At 62.6% G+C, this 13,862-nt stretch carries 12 protein-coding genes; 8 read left to right on the forward strand and 4 right to left on the reverse strand.

Annotated elements, in window-relative coordinates; genetic code table 11:
* Positions 1 to 48 precede the first annotated feature (48 nt).
* On the reverse strand, positions 49 to 786 hold the full coding sequence (locus K9857_RS25665) for a hypothetical protein (RefSeq protein ID WP_224540601.1): 738 nt from the start codon (positions 784 to 786) through the stop codon (positions 49 to 51).
* 318 nt (positions 787 to 1,104) lie between these two features.
* Here K9857_RS25665 and K9857_RS25670 point away from each other — a divergent pair, with 318 nt between their 5' ends.
* Together K9857_RS25670 and K9857_RS25675 are read left to right on the forward strand one after the other, a co-directional pair.
* Entirely contained in the window at positions 1,105 to 1,926 is an 822-nt protein-coding gene (locus K9857_RS25670) for an aldo/keto reductase (protein ID WP_224540603.1), read from the forward strand.
* A gap of 40 nt (positions 1,927 to 1,966) precedes the next feature.
* Positions 1,967 to 2,437: a DUF1810 domain-containing protein gene (locus K9857_RS25675; protein ID WP_224540604.1), complete on the forward strand. Its 471-nt coding sequence runs from the start codon at positions 1,967 to 1,969 to the stop codon at positions 2,435 to 2,437.
* Here K9857_RS25675 and K9857_RS25680 read toward each other — a convergent pair.
* On the reverse strand, positions 2,402 to 4,762 hold the full coding sequence (locus K9857_RS25680) for a DNA polymerase II (RefSeq protein ID WP_224540606.1): 2,361 nt from the start codon (positions 4,760 to 4,762) through the stop codon (positions 2,402 to 2,404). The genes K9857_RS25675 and K9857_RS25680 overlap by 36 nt on opposite strands.
* A 321-nt stretch (positions 4,763 to 5,083) precedes the next feature.
* On the opposite strand from K9857_RS25680, the gene K9857_RS25685 reads away from it, so the two are divergent.
* Positions 5,084 to 5,524, forward strand: coding sequence for a CBS domain-containing protein (locus K9857_RS25685; RefSeq protein WP_175377694.1), 441 nt, complete (start codon positions 5,084 to 5,086; stop codon positions 5,522 to 5,524).
* A 124-nt stretch (positions 5,525 to 5,648) separates the two neighbouring features.
* Here K9857_RS25685 and K9857_RS25690 read toward each other — a convergent pair whose 3' ends face one another.
* Complete coding sequence (locus K9857_RS25690) at positions 5,649 to 6,272, reverse strand: glutathione S-transferase family protein (protein WP_224540608.1); 624 nt, start codon at positions 6,270 to 6,272, stop codon at positions 5,649 to 5,651.
* A gap of 151 nt (positions 6,273 to 6,423) precedes the next feature.
* Here K9857_RS25690 and K9857_RS25695 point away from each other — a divergent pair, with 151 nt between their 5' ends.
* From K9857_RS25695 to K9857_RS25705, 3 genes are all read left to right on the forward strand, one after another.
* The gene (locus tag K9857_RS25695; protein ID WP_224540610.1) at positions 6,424 to 6,945 is read left to right on the forward strand and encodes a DUF3455 domain-containing protein; all 522 of its coding nucleotides are present in this window, start codon (positions 6,424 to 6,426) and stop codon (positions 6,943 to 6,945) included.
* Between the two features lie 113 nt (positions 6,946 to 7,058).
* A complete protein-coding gene (locus tag K9857_RS25700) occupies positions 7,059 to 7,586 on the forward strand; it encodes a sigma-70 family RNA polymerase sigma factor (RefSeq protein WP_224540613.1) in 528 nt (175 codons plus the stop codon).
* Positions 7,583 to 8,305 carry an anti-sigma factor domain-containing protein gene (locus tag K9857_RS25705; RefSeq protein ID WP_224540614.1) on the forward strand — a complete coding sequence of 241 codons (723 nt, stop codon included), beginning with the start codon at positions 7,583 to 7,585 and terminating at the stop codon, positions 8,303 to 8,305. Before K9857_RS25700 ends, K9857_RS25705 begins: the two co-directional genes overlap by 4 nt.
* A gap of 23 nt (positions 8,306 to 8,328) precedes the next feature.
* Here the strand turns inward: K9857_RS25705 and K9857_RS25710 are convergent, their stop codons facing one another.
* On the reverse strand, positions 8,329 to 9,420 hold the full coding sequence (locus tag K9857_RS25710) for a DUF1615 domain-containing protein (RefSeq protein WP_224540616.1): 1,092 nt from the start codon (positions 9,418 to 9,420) through the stop codon (positions 8,329 to 8,331).
* Positions 9,421 to 9,828: 408 nt separating this feature from the next.
* Between K9857_RS25710 and K9857_RS25715 the strand changes: the two genes are divergently transcribed.
* Both K9857_RS25715 and K9857_RS25720 read left to right on the forward strand, forming a co-directional pair.
* Entirely contained in the window at positions 9,829 to 12,033 is a 2,205-nt protein-coding gene (locus K9857_RS25715; protein WP_224540618.1) for a TonB-dependent receptor, read from the forward strand.
* Positions 12,034 to 12,253: 220 nt separating this feature from the next.
* Positions 12,254 to 13,789, forward strand: coding sequence for an FAD-dependent monooxygenase (locus tag K9857_RS25720; RefSeq protein WP_224540620.1), 1,536 nt, complete (start codon positions 12,254 to 12,256; stop codon positions 13,787 to 13,789).
* Positions 13,790 to 13,862 lie beyond the last annotated feature (73 nt).

Genomic DNA, 13,862 nt, shown 5'->3' on the forward strand with positions numbered 1-13,862 from the left:
GACGACCATCGCGAGCAAGCTCGGCTCCTACAGTGGTGGGGGGCGGGGTTATTGGACAGGCAGGAAATTCAGAAACAGCAGGCTCTGCGCGTAATTGAGGCCGATCCGCCGGTAGCGTTCGTCGAGCATCTGGGTCAGCAGGTCGAGCCGGGCGACGATCTTGCCGAACTCCACGGCGAAGCTCAGGTTGCTGCCCTCCTCCGAGATTTCGTTGGAAAACAGCATCGGCTGGCCATCCTTGTTCTGCCGCTGGCTCAAGATCCAGGTGGCGATTTCGATGTTGCGCGCGGCGTTGCTGACGAAGGTCGGGTTGATCGCGTCCGTCATGTAGAACTCAAGGCGATTACCGTGGGCGGTGACCAGCATGCTGCCGATGGCATAGATGAATGCCCCGACCCGGTCGCCGAGGAATTCCGGGCTCATGGCGAAGCGCAGCGCCGCCAGGTCCTTCTTGCCGCCCAGGGTCGGTAATGGCTGCTGCTGTTCGATCGCCATGCGTACCTGTTTGCCGGCGGTGCGGGCGTCGAGGAAGCCGGATTTTTTCAGCTCGTCGGGATTGCGCAGGTAGAGCTTGCCCATCAACAGGTACAAGCTGTCGAGATTGTCGCGCATGGCCAGGGTCGCCATGCGATCGACGCTGGTTTGCAGAAATTCCTGGGGTTTTCCGTCGCGTATCTGGCTGAACAGGTCGTTTCCGGGCTGGTGGCTGCAACCGCTCATGCACAGCAGCAACAGCCCGGCCAACAGGCGAACTTGGGTAAAAACACGGGGCAACACTCGAACCATAAGCGATAGGACAGACAGATTCCTGTGCGACGGGATTCGCCGCAGCGGCAATGGATAGAGCCGGTCAATTGGAAAAAGTGCAGTGTTGGCGGGGATCAATCGATCATCGGCTGACAGATCGTCATCACGAACATGTTTTTTGACCCGACACAAAACCCTGTAGGAGCGAAGCTTGCTCGCGAAGAGGCCGGCACATCCAGCATCGATGTCACCTGACACTCCGCCTTCGCGGGCAAGCCTCGCTCCTACGGTTTGGTGGTGTTGGAACCGGAGCGGCTATTCTGTTGCCCACCGCATATCGATCAAAAGGAGTGAACCATGCGCACCGAACAACTGGCCGGCACCCAGGTCTCTGTCATCGGCCAGGGCACCTGGCAGATGGGTGAGGACCGTTCCCGTCACAAGGACGAAGTCGCCGCCCTGCGCCTGGGCATCGACCAGGGCATGACCCTGATCGACACCGCCGAGATGTACGCCGAAGGCGGTGCCGAGCAGGTGGTGGCCGATGCCATCGGCGGGCAGCGCGACAAGGTGTTCCTGGTCAGCAAGGTCTACCCGCACAACGCCAGCCGCAAGGGCATTCCCCAGGCCTGCGAGCGCAGCCTGCAAAGGCTCAAGACCGATCACATCGACCTGTACTTGCTGCACTGGCGCGGCCAGTACCCGCTGGAAGAAACCGTCGAAGCCTTCGAGCGCCTGCGCCAGGACGGCAAGATCGGCCGCTGGGGCGTGTCCAATTTCGATGTCGACGACCTGCTGGAACTGGACAACCCGGCCTGCGCCACCAATCAGGTGCTCTACAACCTGGAGTCACGAGGGATAGAATTTGATCTGCTGCCCTGGTGCCAGCAGCGCAGCATGCCTGTCATGGCCTACTGCCCGATCGGTCAGGGCGGACAGATGTTGGCCAACGCTACACTCAAACAGGTGGCCGACCGGCATGGCGCGACGCCTGCGCAGATCGCACTGGCCTGGCTGCTGCGGCAAAAAGGCGTGATCGCCATCCCCAAGGCGACCCGCCCCGAGCATGTGCGACTCAACGCCCAGGCTGTTTCATTGCAACTTGAAGCCGGGGATCTGGAGGCGCTTGACCAAGCGTTTCACGCGCCCAAACGCAAGCAGCGGTTGGCCATGGTCTGAACCAATCGCCCCTACACCCTGAGTGTCAGAGGGCTTCGCCATGAGAAGCACCGATCATCCGGACGCTTTCAATCTGCAACGCTTTGTCATGGCCCAGGACCCGGTGTTCGACCGGGTCCAGGCCGAACTGGACGCCGGCCACAAGCGCAGTCACTGGATGTGGTTCGTCTTTCCGCAATTCGCAGGTCTCGGTGGCAGCGACATGTCCCGCCGCTATGCGATCCGCTCTTTGGAAGAAGCCCAGGCCTACCTTGATCACCCCCTGCTCGGCCCCCGGTTGCGCATCTGCACCCAGGAGGTGCTGAACGTCCAGCAGCGCTCGGTGGCGGAGATTTTCGGCCACCCGGACGACCTGAAGTTTCACTCCTCAATGACCCTGTTCTCCCAGGTCGCACCTGAAGACAGTCCGTTCCATCAGGCCCTGAACCAGTACTTCCATGGCATCCCGGACGACTGGACCCTGTCGCTGCTGGACTCAAAACAGGCCCAGTTGCCCCCCAATCAGGGTTGAGAAGTCGTCATCGACGAACGGCAAGATCGCGTCCGCCACCGGTTGCAGCTGCCGGGTGATGTAGTGGTCGTAGTCGATGGGCGCGCTGCGGATCTCCAGCGGTTCGGGGCCGGCGACCGTTATCACGTAGCTGATCCAGCCACCGTTCTGGTATTGCAGCGGCCGACCCTGGCGGTCGTTGTACTCGTCGGCGATCCTGGCCGCGCGCACGTGGGGCGGAACGTTGCGCTGGTAATCGTCGAGGGTGCGGCGCAGGCGCTTGCGATAGATCAGGCGCTCGTCGAACTCGCCGGCCAGGGTCTTGCGCACGTATTCGCGCACGTAGTCCTGATAGGGCTTGCGATGAAAGATCAGCGAATACAGCTCCTGCTGGAACTGCCGGGCCAGCAGCGACCAGTCGGTGCGCACCGTTTCCAGGCCCTTGTAGACCATTTCCTCACTGCCATCGGCACGGGTGACCAGCCCCGCGTAGCGTTTCTTGCTGCCCTCTTCCGCGCCGCGAATGGTCGGCATCAGAAAGCGCTTGTAGTGGGTTTCGTACTGCAATTCCAGCGCGCTTTCCAGGCCGTACTCCTGCCGCACATGCTCGCGCCACCACTGGTTGACGTGGTCCACCAGCGCACGGCCGATTTGCGCGGCCTCCTGCTGGCCGTGGGCGCGGCGCAGCCAGACGAAGGTGGAGTCGGTGTCGCCGTAGATCACCGTATGGCCCTGGTCCTCGATCAGCTGGCGGGTGCGCAGCATGATTTCGTGACCGCGCAGGGTGATGGACGAGGCCAGGCGCGTGTCGAAGAAACGACAACCGCTGGAACCGAGCACGCCGTAAAAGGCGTTCATGATGATCTTCAAGGCCTGGGACAGCGGCGCGTTGTGCTCGCGCTTGGCGACTTCCCGGCCCTCGGCGACCCGGGCGACGATGGAGGGCAGGCAATGCCGGGTGCGGGAGAACCGCGCGCCTCGAAAGCCCGGTACCGAGTCGGCATCGTCCGGATGCTGAAGCCCTTCGATCAGTCCCACCGGGTCGATGAGGAAGGTGCGGATGATCGACGGGTAGAGGCTCTTGTAGTCGAACACCAGCACCGATTCGTAGAGCCCTGGTTGCGAGTCCATGACGAAGCCGCCGGGGCTGGCCTGCGGTGGTTTGTTGCCCAGGTTGGGGGCGACGAAGCCCTGGCGATGCATCAGCGGCATGTACAGGTGGGTGAAGGCCGCGACCGAGCCGCCCATGCGGTCCACCGGCAAACCGGTGACGCTGGCCCGTTCCAGCAGGAACTTGAGCAGTTCAGTCTTGGCGAAGATACGCGTGACCAGCTCGCAGTCCTTGAGGTTGTACTTGGCCAGCGACGGTTTGTCCTCGGCAAACATGCGGTTGATTTCGTCCATGCGCTGGTAGGGGTTGTCGATGGACTTGCCCTCCCCCAGCAGGGTCTGCGCGACGTTTTCCAGGCTGAAGGACGGGAAACTCCAGGTCGCCGAGCGCAGGGCCTCGATGCCGTCGATGATCAGCCGGCCGGCGGCGGAGGCAAAGTAGTGGTTGCCGTTGCCGTGCTCGCGCCACTGCATTTCCTCGCCGCCGCGACCCAGTTTCAGGGGTACGGCCAGGCGCCGGGCGTGTTCGTGCAGCACCCGCAGATCGAATTGCACGACGTTCCAGCCGATGATCGCGTCGGGGTCGAAGCGGGCGAACCAGTCGTTGAGTTTCTTCAGCAGGACGGTGCGCGACTCGCAGTACTCGAGCTGAAAGTCCACCTCGCTGTCGTCGCCATTGGCCGGGCCGAGCATATACACCTGACGCTCGCCGCAACCTTCCAGACCGATGCAATACAGATCGCCCTGGGCCGTGGTCTCGATGTCCAGGGACACCAGTTTCAGGTCGGGCCGGTAATGCGGGTCGGGTTTGAGCTGGGCGTCGAGTAGCAGATCGTCACTGCCTGGGGTGCCGCTAAACCGGACCGGCGCGGTGATGAAGCGCTCCATCAGATAGCGTTCAGGCGGGCGCACGTCGGCTTCGTACACTTCGACACCAGCGCGGCGCAGGGTGGTTTCCAGGCGCATCAACTGGCCGTGCTGGCGGCAATAGAGGCCGAGCACCGGGCGATGTTCGAAGTCCTTGAGAGCCAGGGGTTTGAGCTCGACGTGCTTTTCGTCCTGCAGCAACGCCTCGGCCTGCTCGCGCTGACTGGCCGGGATGAACGCCACCGATGGCTGGTGAGGCAGGCGCAGGCGCCGGGGACCGCTGTCGGTCGCCAGCCAGAACTCGACCTCCGTCCCCGCCGGGGTATCGCGCCAATGCCGGGTCAGGACAAAGCCCTGGGGTAAATCCACTGCTGCAAACCTCGGTGTTTATTCAGGGGGGGTGATTCTACGCGTCATTCAGGATGCACGGCATCCAGGAAGCACTGTGAATCCTGTGGGAGCGGGCTTGCCCGCGATAGCTGTGGGTCAGCTGACATTTCTGTATCTGATACACCGCAATCGCGGGCAAGCCCGCTCCCACAGGGTTTGGTGGTGTACCTGAGATGATGCAGACCAAAAAAATCCCGCCCAATGACGTTTTTTGTGCGTTATCTGCCGCTTTCGCTCTTGCCCTAGGCGCCTGCGTCTACGATTCTTCAAGGACAACGACAACCCTCCCGGGAAACCGCCATGAAAACCGTCGCGCAGCTGCTGAAGTTGAAAGATCAGAAAAACCAGACAGTGCACCAGATCGATCCCGATCATATGGTGCTCGAAGCGCTGATGAAGATGGCCGAGAAGAACGTCGGCGCCTTGCTGGTTGTGAAAGATGACAAGGTGATGGGCATCATCAGTGAGCGGGACTACGCGCGCAAACTGGTGCTGCATGGGCGCTCTTCGGTGGGCACGCCAGTGCGGGACATCATGGTCGCCGATGTGATCACCGTGGACACCCACCAGACCGTCGATACTTGCCTGAGCATCATGTCCGAAAGGCGCCTGCGCCACCTGCCGGTGGTGGAAAACGGCAAATTGATCGGCTTGCTGTCGATCGGCGACCTGGTCAAGGAAGCCCTGGCCGAGCAGGCTGCGTTGATTCAGCAGTTGGAGCAGTATATTCGCGGAGAATAAATCCAGCCCATCACCCTTCCCCCCTGTGGGAGCGAGCCTGCTCGCGATGGAGTGTCAGTCAACGCGGTGCCGGCTGATAGTTCATCGCGAGCAGGCTCGCTCCCACATTTAGGGGATGTGGTGTTCAAGAGGGCCAATGCCGATCGAAGACCGGCGCCAGCTTCGGATGCCGATCGATGCGCTCCAGCCAGGCGAAGAACCCCGGCCGCGTGCGGCGCAGATGCTCCCGACTCCCCGACCACCGCGACACCACCGCTGCCAGCAGGTCCAGCCCGCCCGGTGTGTCGTCATCCAGATACAACTCCGCGGAAAACTCGTCGGCAAACACCTCCCAGGTGCGGTGCAAACGCGCGCGGCTGCCGGCGATCAGGTTTTGCCGCGAGGCTTCGTCCGCGTTCGCCAGCCAGCGCTCCGGGTAGTCGATGACGCCGATGGCCGCATAGCAATTGCTGACGATGTAGACCATGCCGCGGATGGCCTGGTCGCGATCCACCGGGTTGTCCGGCAGCAGCCTCGATGCAGGAAACGTCAGTCCCAGGTGAATCAGGATCGCCGCGCTCTCGGTGAGGATGCTGCCGTCGGGCAGGCGCAGTGTCGGGATCTGCTTGAGCGGATTGAGCTGGCTCAGCTCCTGGGCGGCTTCGGTGGACGACTCGACATCGATGAATCGAAAGGCAACCTTGCACAGCACCAGCGCCGCCTCGATCGCCGCCGCGCCGGAGTTTGGATAACCGTAGAGTTGATACATGAACACCTCCCTGGGCTGCTCTCCAGCAATCGCCCCTGACACCGTTGAAAAAAAATTTCGGCCCACTGCATCCAAATCGCTTAGCCAAGGGTAGTACCTGTAACAGCCTCTGTTGCTGTCGAGCGGTTCACACACTTTTGGAGAGCACCTCATGAACACAAGACAACTGGTTTGCCTGTTCGGTTTATTCACCGCCCTGCCTGTGGCTTACGCTCAGAGCGACTTGCCCGACAGCATCAAGGTACCGGACGGACACAAGGTCGCCATGGAGACCACCGGGGTTGGAGAAATCACCTACGAATGTCGGGATAAAGCCAACGCGGCCGGCCAGACCGAATGGGTTTTCGTCGGACCGAAAGCCGTGCTCAATGATCGCAGTGGCAAGCAGGTCGGCACCTATTTCGGACCGCCGGCAACCTGGCAGGCCAAGGACGGGTCGAAAGTCACCGGTACTCAATTGGCCGTGGCACCTTCCAGTGCAGGCAACCTGCCCTATCAACTGGTCAAGGCCAATCCCGCCGAAGGCAAAGGCGTCATGAGTGGCGTGAGTTACATCCAGCGCACCGGTCTCAAGGGTGGCGTCGCGCCCGGCACCGCCTGCACGACCGCCAACAAGGGCCAGCAGGAAATCGTGAAGTACCAGGCGGACTATATCTTCTGGTCGGCCAGCTGAAGCGCAATCCGGTAGCGCATCCCTGTAGCAGCGTCGCACCGTTCGCTCCTACAGGAATGCGATTTGTTTGCTAGATTGCATTCGACGTGTCACTCCATTGCCGGCCGAGATCAGTGTCCTTGCCCGAAACGCCTTTCGATTATGAACACCATCTGGCCGCCTGCGCGCGTGGCGAGCGTCAGGCCCTGCGCGATTTGTATATGCAGGAAAGCCCACGGCTGCTGGGCGTGGCCAGGCGCCTCGTGGGCGACGCAGCATTGGCGGAGGACATCGTCCACGACGCCTTCCTGAAAATCTGGGCCGGTGCCGCGCATTTCGACCCGGCGCGGGGTTCGGCGCGAGGCTGGATGTACAGCGTGACCCGGCATCTGGCTCTAAACCACCTGCGCGATCACAGCCGCGAGATTCAAGGCGACGTCGAGGTGCCGGATACCTTTGACGCTGTCGATGGCCTGCAGCACTCGGCGCGTATTCACCGATGCCTGGAACAACTGGAACCGGCACGGCGCAGTTGCATCGTTCACGCCTATGTCGACGGTTATTCACACGCACAGATTTCACACAGACTCGGCACCCCGCTGGGCACCGTCAAAGCCTGGATCAAGCGAAGCCTGACGGCATTGCGGGAGTGCATGGGATGACCACCAGACCCACCGACGAAACCCCCGAGACACTCGATGAATTGGCCAGTGAATATGTGCTGGGCACGCTGTCGGCCGAGCAGCGCGACAGCGTTCGGCAACGCCTGCGCACCGACCCTGAACTGCGCACCGCAGTAGACGCCTGGGAGCGCCGTTTACTGGGCCTGACTGAATTGGTCGAGCCTCAAACACCGTCACCGCAACTGTGGCACCGTATCGAACGCAGTGTGGACGGTTGGAGCCGGCGGCGATCAACGGAGGTTGTCGAGCAGTCGAGCCCCTGGTGGAACCGGCTGTCATTGTGGCGCGGGCTGACCGGGGTTGGCCTGGCGGCAAGTTTGCTGCTGGGTGCAATGCTGCTGACGCAAACCACGGTGAAACCGACTTACCTGGTGGTGCTGGTCGCTCCGCAGGACAAGGCGCCGGGCTGGGTGATCCAGGCCAGCAACCCGCGTGAAATCCAGCTGATTCCGCTGGGCGTGGTCGAGGTGCCGGCAGACAAGGCACTGGAGTTCTGGACCAAGGCTGACGGCTGGCAGGGGCCTGTCTCGCTCGGACTGGTAAAGCCGGGCCAGACGCTGTCGGTCATGCTGGACAAACTACCCCCGATGCAACCGAACCAGTTGTTCGAACTGACACTGGAAGACCCTGCCGGCTCGCCAATCGGCAAGCCGACCGGCCCTATCCAGTTCATTGGCCGCGCGGTGAAAGTCCTTTGAGCGTCTTCATCTGCTCCACATTTTCATTTTGCCCGCGCCATGCACCGCTGATACCGCTCGTCCACCCGCTTGGCAAACCACGCCGTGGTGAGTTTGCGGGTGATTTTCGGGCTTTGCAGGACGATGCCAGGCAGCACCGCGCGGGGTAATGTGCGGCCTTCAGCCTTGTCGGCCAGGGCGAAGACCCGCTGGTAGAGATCGCTGTCCTCGAACGCCAGGCTGTTGCCCTCCTCCAGTTCAGCCCTGATCGTCGTGTTGCGCATGTCCAGTTGCCTGCCGAGGGCGCGCACGGCCTTTTCCGTGGCGCCGGGCATGATCGAGCCGTAATTCACCAGGTCGCCGTCCAGCGCCAGCGGGATTCCTGAAGCCCGGCTCACGGCGTTCTGGAACGCGGCGTTGCGGCTGGCGTACCAGCCGGCGTTGAAATCGGCGAAGCGATACAGCGGTTGCGGGTAGCTCACCGGGTAACCGAGCAAATGGGCGATGCCAAAATACATGCCGCCCCGGCGGGTGAAGACTTCACGGCGAATCGAACCATCCACCGGATAGGGATAATCCTTGGCCTGCTTCTCGGCAAAATCGATGCTGACCTGCATCGGCCCGCCGGTGTGCACCGGGTTGAAGCCGCCGAACAGGGTCTGGCCCATCGGCACCATGCCGATGAAGTCATCGAAAATCCCGCTCAACTCTTTTTCGCTGCGCGCCGCATTGAGCCGGTCGCTGTAGCTTTTGCCATTGGGCGAACGCACCTGCAGCGCGCCGCTGACCAGCAGGCCCGGAATGTGCGCCTTGGCGGCCCGGCGGTCGATCTCGTCGCGAGCGATCTTGCCCAGGCCCGGCACGGTCGGGTCGGCTTGAAAGGTCGACTCCTGCTCGGTCACGGCCAGTACCGCGCAGATGTTCTGGGTAGTCGGCGCGATGTCCTGCGCGGTGAAGGCGACCTGGATGTCCGTGGCCCAGCCCTGGCGATCCGTGGCCTTGGCCGGCAGCAGGCGCAGGATGTCCGCCTTGATCTGGGCGGAGCTGCGCGCCACAGGTTCCTGGGTGCGCTGACTGCCGCAACCGGCCAGCACCAGCATCGCGGCGATGCTGAGGGTCAATCGATGGGCTTGCATGGGGCTCCTTGTCGTTCGATGCGCCGGATCAAGCCTGAGGCTGATGGCGTGACACTGGCTATGACCATGGCGCGGATCAGCTGTTCCTCCGGCCAACACCACACCCTGTAGGAGCGAGCACGCTCGCGATGCACGCAAGAACACCGCGGGAAATCAGGAAGCCCGCGTCATCGTTGACGTCCATCGCGAGCATGCTCGCTCCTACACAGAGCAGAAGGCACCGCGGCGCACAGATGCCTCGACGTGGGCAAGTCCACCCCGTTACAGACGAGCACTATCGGCGTCATGACAAAATGCTTGCATTGCATTTGAGAAATACTACTATTTGTGTCTGGATTCTGATTTGCGCAAGGAGACGTAGCGCCGCCACCACTCATTCTCGACGGCACGCCGCCCCAGGAACGGACCATGACTGCTCCAGCCCGCCCTAGTTTTTCCTTCCAGCCCACCCTGCTCGCCCTCTTCTGCTCCTTGTCTGTCAGCGCCCACGCCGCCGATCCCGCGCCTGCCGACGGAAAGCCGTTGATGCTCGGCGACGTCAACGTCAACGCCGAAGCACCGGTCCCGCCGGATCTGCCGCCGGTGTATCCCGGCGGCCAGGTCGCACGCGGCGGGCAATTGGGGATTCTGGGCAACCAGGACATCATGGACGTGCCGTTCAGCGTGACCTCCTACACCGAAGAACTGATTCGCGATCAGCAGGCCGAAAACGTCGGCGATGTGCTGCTCAATGATTCCTCTGTACGGCAGGCTTCCGGCTTTTCCAACCAGGCCCAGGCCTTCATGATTCGCGGCCTGCCGCTCAACGGCGACGACATTTCCTTCAACGGCCTGTACGGGATCCTGCCGCGGCAGATCATTTCCACCGACGCTCTTGAGCGGGTCGAAGTGTTCAAGGGCCCCAACGCCTTCATCAACGGCGTGACCCCGAGCGGCTCCGGCATCGGCGGCGGCGTCAATGTGCAACCCAAGCGTGCGGCGGACGCACCGTTGCGCCGTTTCACCACCGACATCAGCGATGAAGGCCGCATCGGCGAACACCTGGACATCGGCCAACGTTTCGGCGAAGACAACCGCTTCGGCGCGCGGGTCAACCTGTCCCAGCGCGAAGGCGACACCGGCATCGACGATGAAAACCAGCGCTCCAAGCTGTTCGCCATCGGCCTGGATTACCGTGGCGATGCCCTGCGCATCTCCGGCGACTTCATCTACTCCAAGGAACGCATCAACGGCGGTCGCAGTTCGGTGAACCTGGGCAACACCACGCACATCCCGGATGCGCCGTCGGCCGACACCAACTACGCGCAAAAATGGGGCTTCAGCCAGATCGAGGACACCTTCGGCATGCTGCGTGCCGAGTACGACCTCAACGACAACTGGACCGCCTACGTCGCCGGTGGCGCCAAGCACACCCGGGAAGTCGGGCGCTATGACGGCACCACGCTGGTCGGCAACGACGGCAGCTCCACCACCTCCGGCTCGTTCATTCCCCACGACGAGGACAACTCCAGCGCCATGGGCGGCCTGCGGGGCAAATTCGCCACCGGCCCGGTCAGCCATCAGCTGAACTTCGGCTTGGCCGGTGTGTGGACGCAACAGCGCAACGCCTTCGACTTCGACCTGACCCAGAACTCGAACAACATCTACCACCCGATCGACACGCCCGCGCCACAGCCAGGTTTCTCCGGCGGCGACCTGAACGATCCGGGCATCACCGCCAAGACCTTCGCCCGCAGCGGCGCGTTCTCCGACACCCTGGGCTTCATGGATGACCGTCTGCTGGTCACGGTCGGCCTGCGCCGCCAGCAGTTGGTGGTGCAGAACTACGCCTACGGCTCCGGCACGCGCACTTCCAGCTACGACAAGTCGATCACCACGCCGGTCTACGGCATCGTGTTCAAGCCGTGGGAACACGTGTCGTTCTACGCCAACCGCATTGAAGGGCTGGCCGAAGGACCGATCGCCCCGACCACTGCCGGCTCCCGCGTAGTGGTCAACGGCAATCAGGCGTTCTCGCCGGCTCGCTCGAAGCAGGTGGAAGCCGGGGTCAAGGTCGACATGGGCAACTATGGCGCGACCCTCGGGGTGTACCGCATCGAACAGCCGGCCGATGGCTACACCCAGGTCATCGACGCCACCACCGCAGTGTTCGTCCACGATGGCGAGCAGGTCAACAAGGGCGTCGAGTTCAATGTGTTCGGCGAGCCTATCGACGGCCTGCGTCTGCTCAGCGGTGTCACGGTGATGGACACTGAACTGAAGAAAACCCAGGACGGGCTCAACGACGGCAACCACGCCATCGGCGTGCCGACCTTCCAGTTCAACGCCAGCGTCGACTGGGACGTGCCGGGCATTCCGGGTGCTGCGCTGAACGGACGCATGTTGCGCACCGGCGGCCAGTACGCCGATGCCGCGAACAACCTCAGCCTGCCGACCTGGAACCGCTTCGACGCCGGCGCGCGATACGCCTTCAAGGTTCAGGAAAAAGACGTGACCCTGCGCTTCTCGGTGGAGAACGTGGCCAACAAGGCCTACTGGGAATCGGCCCAGGGCGGCTTCCTGACCCAGGGCGAGCCGCGGACGGCGAAGTTGTCGGGGACGATCGACTTCTAACTGTTAACCCCCTTCCTGTAGGAGCGAGCATGCTCGCGATGGTGGCTCGGGCACCGCTGGGTGTCAGGTTGCCAGCGTTATCGTTGACCTCCATCGCGAGCATGCTCGCTCCTACAGGGTAACGGGGTCATCTGGATTAAATTGGATCCGTCCGGCGGCCCGCCTGGCTGGCCTGCACGTCTGGACCATACTTGCTGCACACGGTATGGAGGACAGGTTCATGCACCGTAGCGACGTGATGATCGTCGGCGCCGGCCCGACCGGGCTGGTGCTGGCGTTGTGGCTGAGCAAGCTGGGCATTCGGGTGCGGATCATCGACAAGACTTCGACACCTGGCACCACGTCCCGGGCGCTGGCCGTGCAGGCGCGGACCCTGGAGCTGTATCGCCAGTTGGACCTCGCCGACGCCATCGTCGAACGGGGCCATCGTGTGGCGGCCGCCAACTTCTGGGTCAAGGGCGAGGCCGTGGCGCGCATGCCGCTGTCGCGCATCGGCGAGGGGCTGACGCCCTACGCATTCCTTCAAGTATTCCCACAGGACGCACACGAACGGCTGCTGATCGAGCGCCTGGAAACTTTCGGCATCACGGTGGAGCGCAATACCGAGCTTCTGGGTTTCGAGGAGATCGGCGATGGCATCACCGCGACGCTGCTCCTGCCCGACGGTCAGCAGGAAATCTGCCAGGCCTGTTATCTGGCCGGGTGCGATGGCGCCCGCTCCATCGTGCGCAAAACCCTGGACACCGAGTTCCCGGGTGGCACTTACCAGCAGATTTTCTACGTCGCCGATGTGCGCACCAGCGGGCCTGCCGCCAACGGCGAACTTCACCTGGACCTCGACGAAGCGGATTTCCTCGCCATTTTCCCCATGGACGGCCAGGGTCGAGTGCGTTTGATTGGCACCGTGCGCGACGAGCGTGCAGGGCACGCTGAAACACTGAAGTTCGAAGATGTCAGCAACCGGGCCATTGAAAACATGGGGGTGAAGGTCGAGCAACTGAACTGGTTCTCGACCTATCGCGTGCATCACCGGGTGGCGGATCATTTTCGCACTGGACGCGCATTTCTGTTGGGCGACGCCGCCCATGTGCACAGCCCCGCCGGCGGCCAGGGCATGAACACCGGGATTGGCGATGCGATCAACCTGGCCTGGAAACTCGCCGCCGTATTGAGCGGTGGCGCCAAGCCGACCTTGCTCGCCAGCTACGAAACCGAGCGCATCGCCTTCGCCCGCAAACTGGTAGCCACCACCGACCGCGTCTTCACCTTCGCCACCGCTGAAGGGCGCATGGCGGATCTGCTGCGCACACGTTTGGCGCCGTTGCTGATTCCGAAAATGGCGTCGTTCGAAACCACGCGCGAATTCCTCTTTCGCACGGTGTCGCAGATCACCCTCAACTACCGCGGCATGCCCTTGAGTGCGGGCGTTGCCGGCCACGTGCACGGCGGCGACCGCCTGCCCTGGGCGCACGATGGCGAGGGCGACAATTTCGAATCGCTGAAGTGTCCGACCTGGAAGGTGCATGTGTACGGCGACACCAGCGACGAGATGATCGCCTGGTGCAACGAGCATCATCTGCCGCTGCACGTATTCGACTGGCGCCCGGCGTTCGAGGCGGCGGGGCTGGGGCGTAACGGGTTTTACCTGCTGCGGCCGGATACCTATGTGGCGATTGCAGACAACAGCTCGGATCCGAAGGTGATTGAGCGGTATTTCAACCAGCAAGGGATTCGACCGTTTTTCGGCCGTCCCTGATGCCAGCCAGTTAAGAAATTGGACAAACAATGAAGACATTGTGGCGAGGGGGCTTGCCCCCGTTGGGCTGCGA

Origin of the sequence: Pseudomonas sp. REP124 (assembly GCF_020164475.1) — a bacterium.
GTDB lineage: Bacteria > Pseudomonadota > Gammaproteobacteria > Pseudomonadales > Pseudomonadaceae > Aquipseudomonas.

What these genes read in the sequence shown, in the direction of transcription:
- K9857_RS25665 (WP_224540601.1), bottom strand. Translation starts at nt 786, where the DNA reads ATGGTTCGAGTGTTGCCCCGTGTTTTTACCCAAGTTCGCCTGTTGGCC.
- K9857_RS25670 (WP_224540603.1), top strand. Translation starts at nt 1,105, where the DNA reads ATGCGCACCGAACAACTGGCCGGCACCCAGGTCTCTGTCATCGGCCAG.
- K9857_RS25675 (WP_224540604.1), top strand. Translation starts at nt 1,967, where the DNA reads ATGAGAAGCACCGATCATCCGGACGCTTTCAATCTGCAACGCTTTGTC.
- K9857_RS25685 (WP_175377694.1), top strand. Translation starts at nt 5,084, where the DNA reads ATGAAAACCGTCGCGCAGCTGCTGAAGTTGAAAGATCAGAAAAACCAG.
- K9857_RS25690 (WP_224540608.1), bottom strand. Translation starts at nt 6,272, where the DNA reads ATGTATCAACTCTACGGTTATCCAAACTCCGGCGCGGCGGCGATCGAG.
- K9857_RS25695 (WP_224540610.1), top strand. Translation starts at nt 6,424, where the DNA reads ATGAACACAAGACAACTGGTTTGCCTGTTCGGTTTATTCACCGCCCTG.
- K9857_RS25705 (WP_224540614.1), top strand. Translation starts at nt 7,583, where the DNA reads ATGACCACCAGACCCACCGACGAAACCCCCGAGACACTCGATGAATTG.
- K9857_RS25710 (WP_224540616.1), bottom strand. Translation starts at nt 9,420, where the DNA reads ATGCAAGCCCATCGATTGACCCTCAGCATCGCCGCGATGCTGGTGCTG.
- K9857_RS25715 (WP_224540618.1), top strand. Translation starts at nt 9,829, where the DNA reads ATGACTGCTCCAGCCCGCCCTAGTTTTTCCTTCCAGCCCACCCTGCTC.
- K9857_RS25720 (WP_224540620.1), top strand. Translation starts at nt 12,254, where the DNA reads ATGCACCGTAGCGACGTGATGATCGTCGGCGCCGGCCCGACCGGGCTG.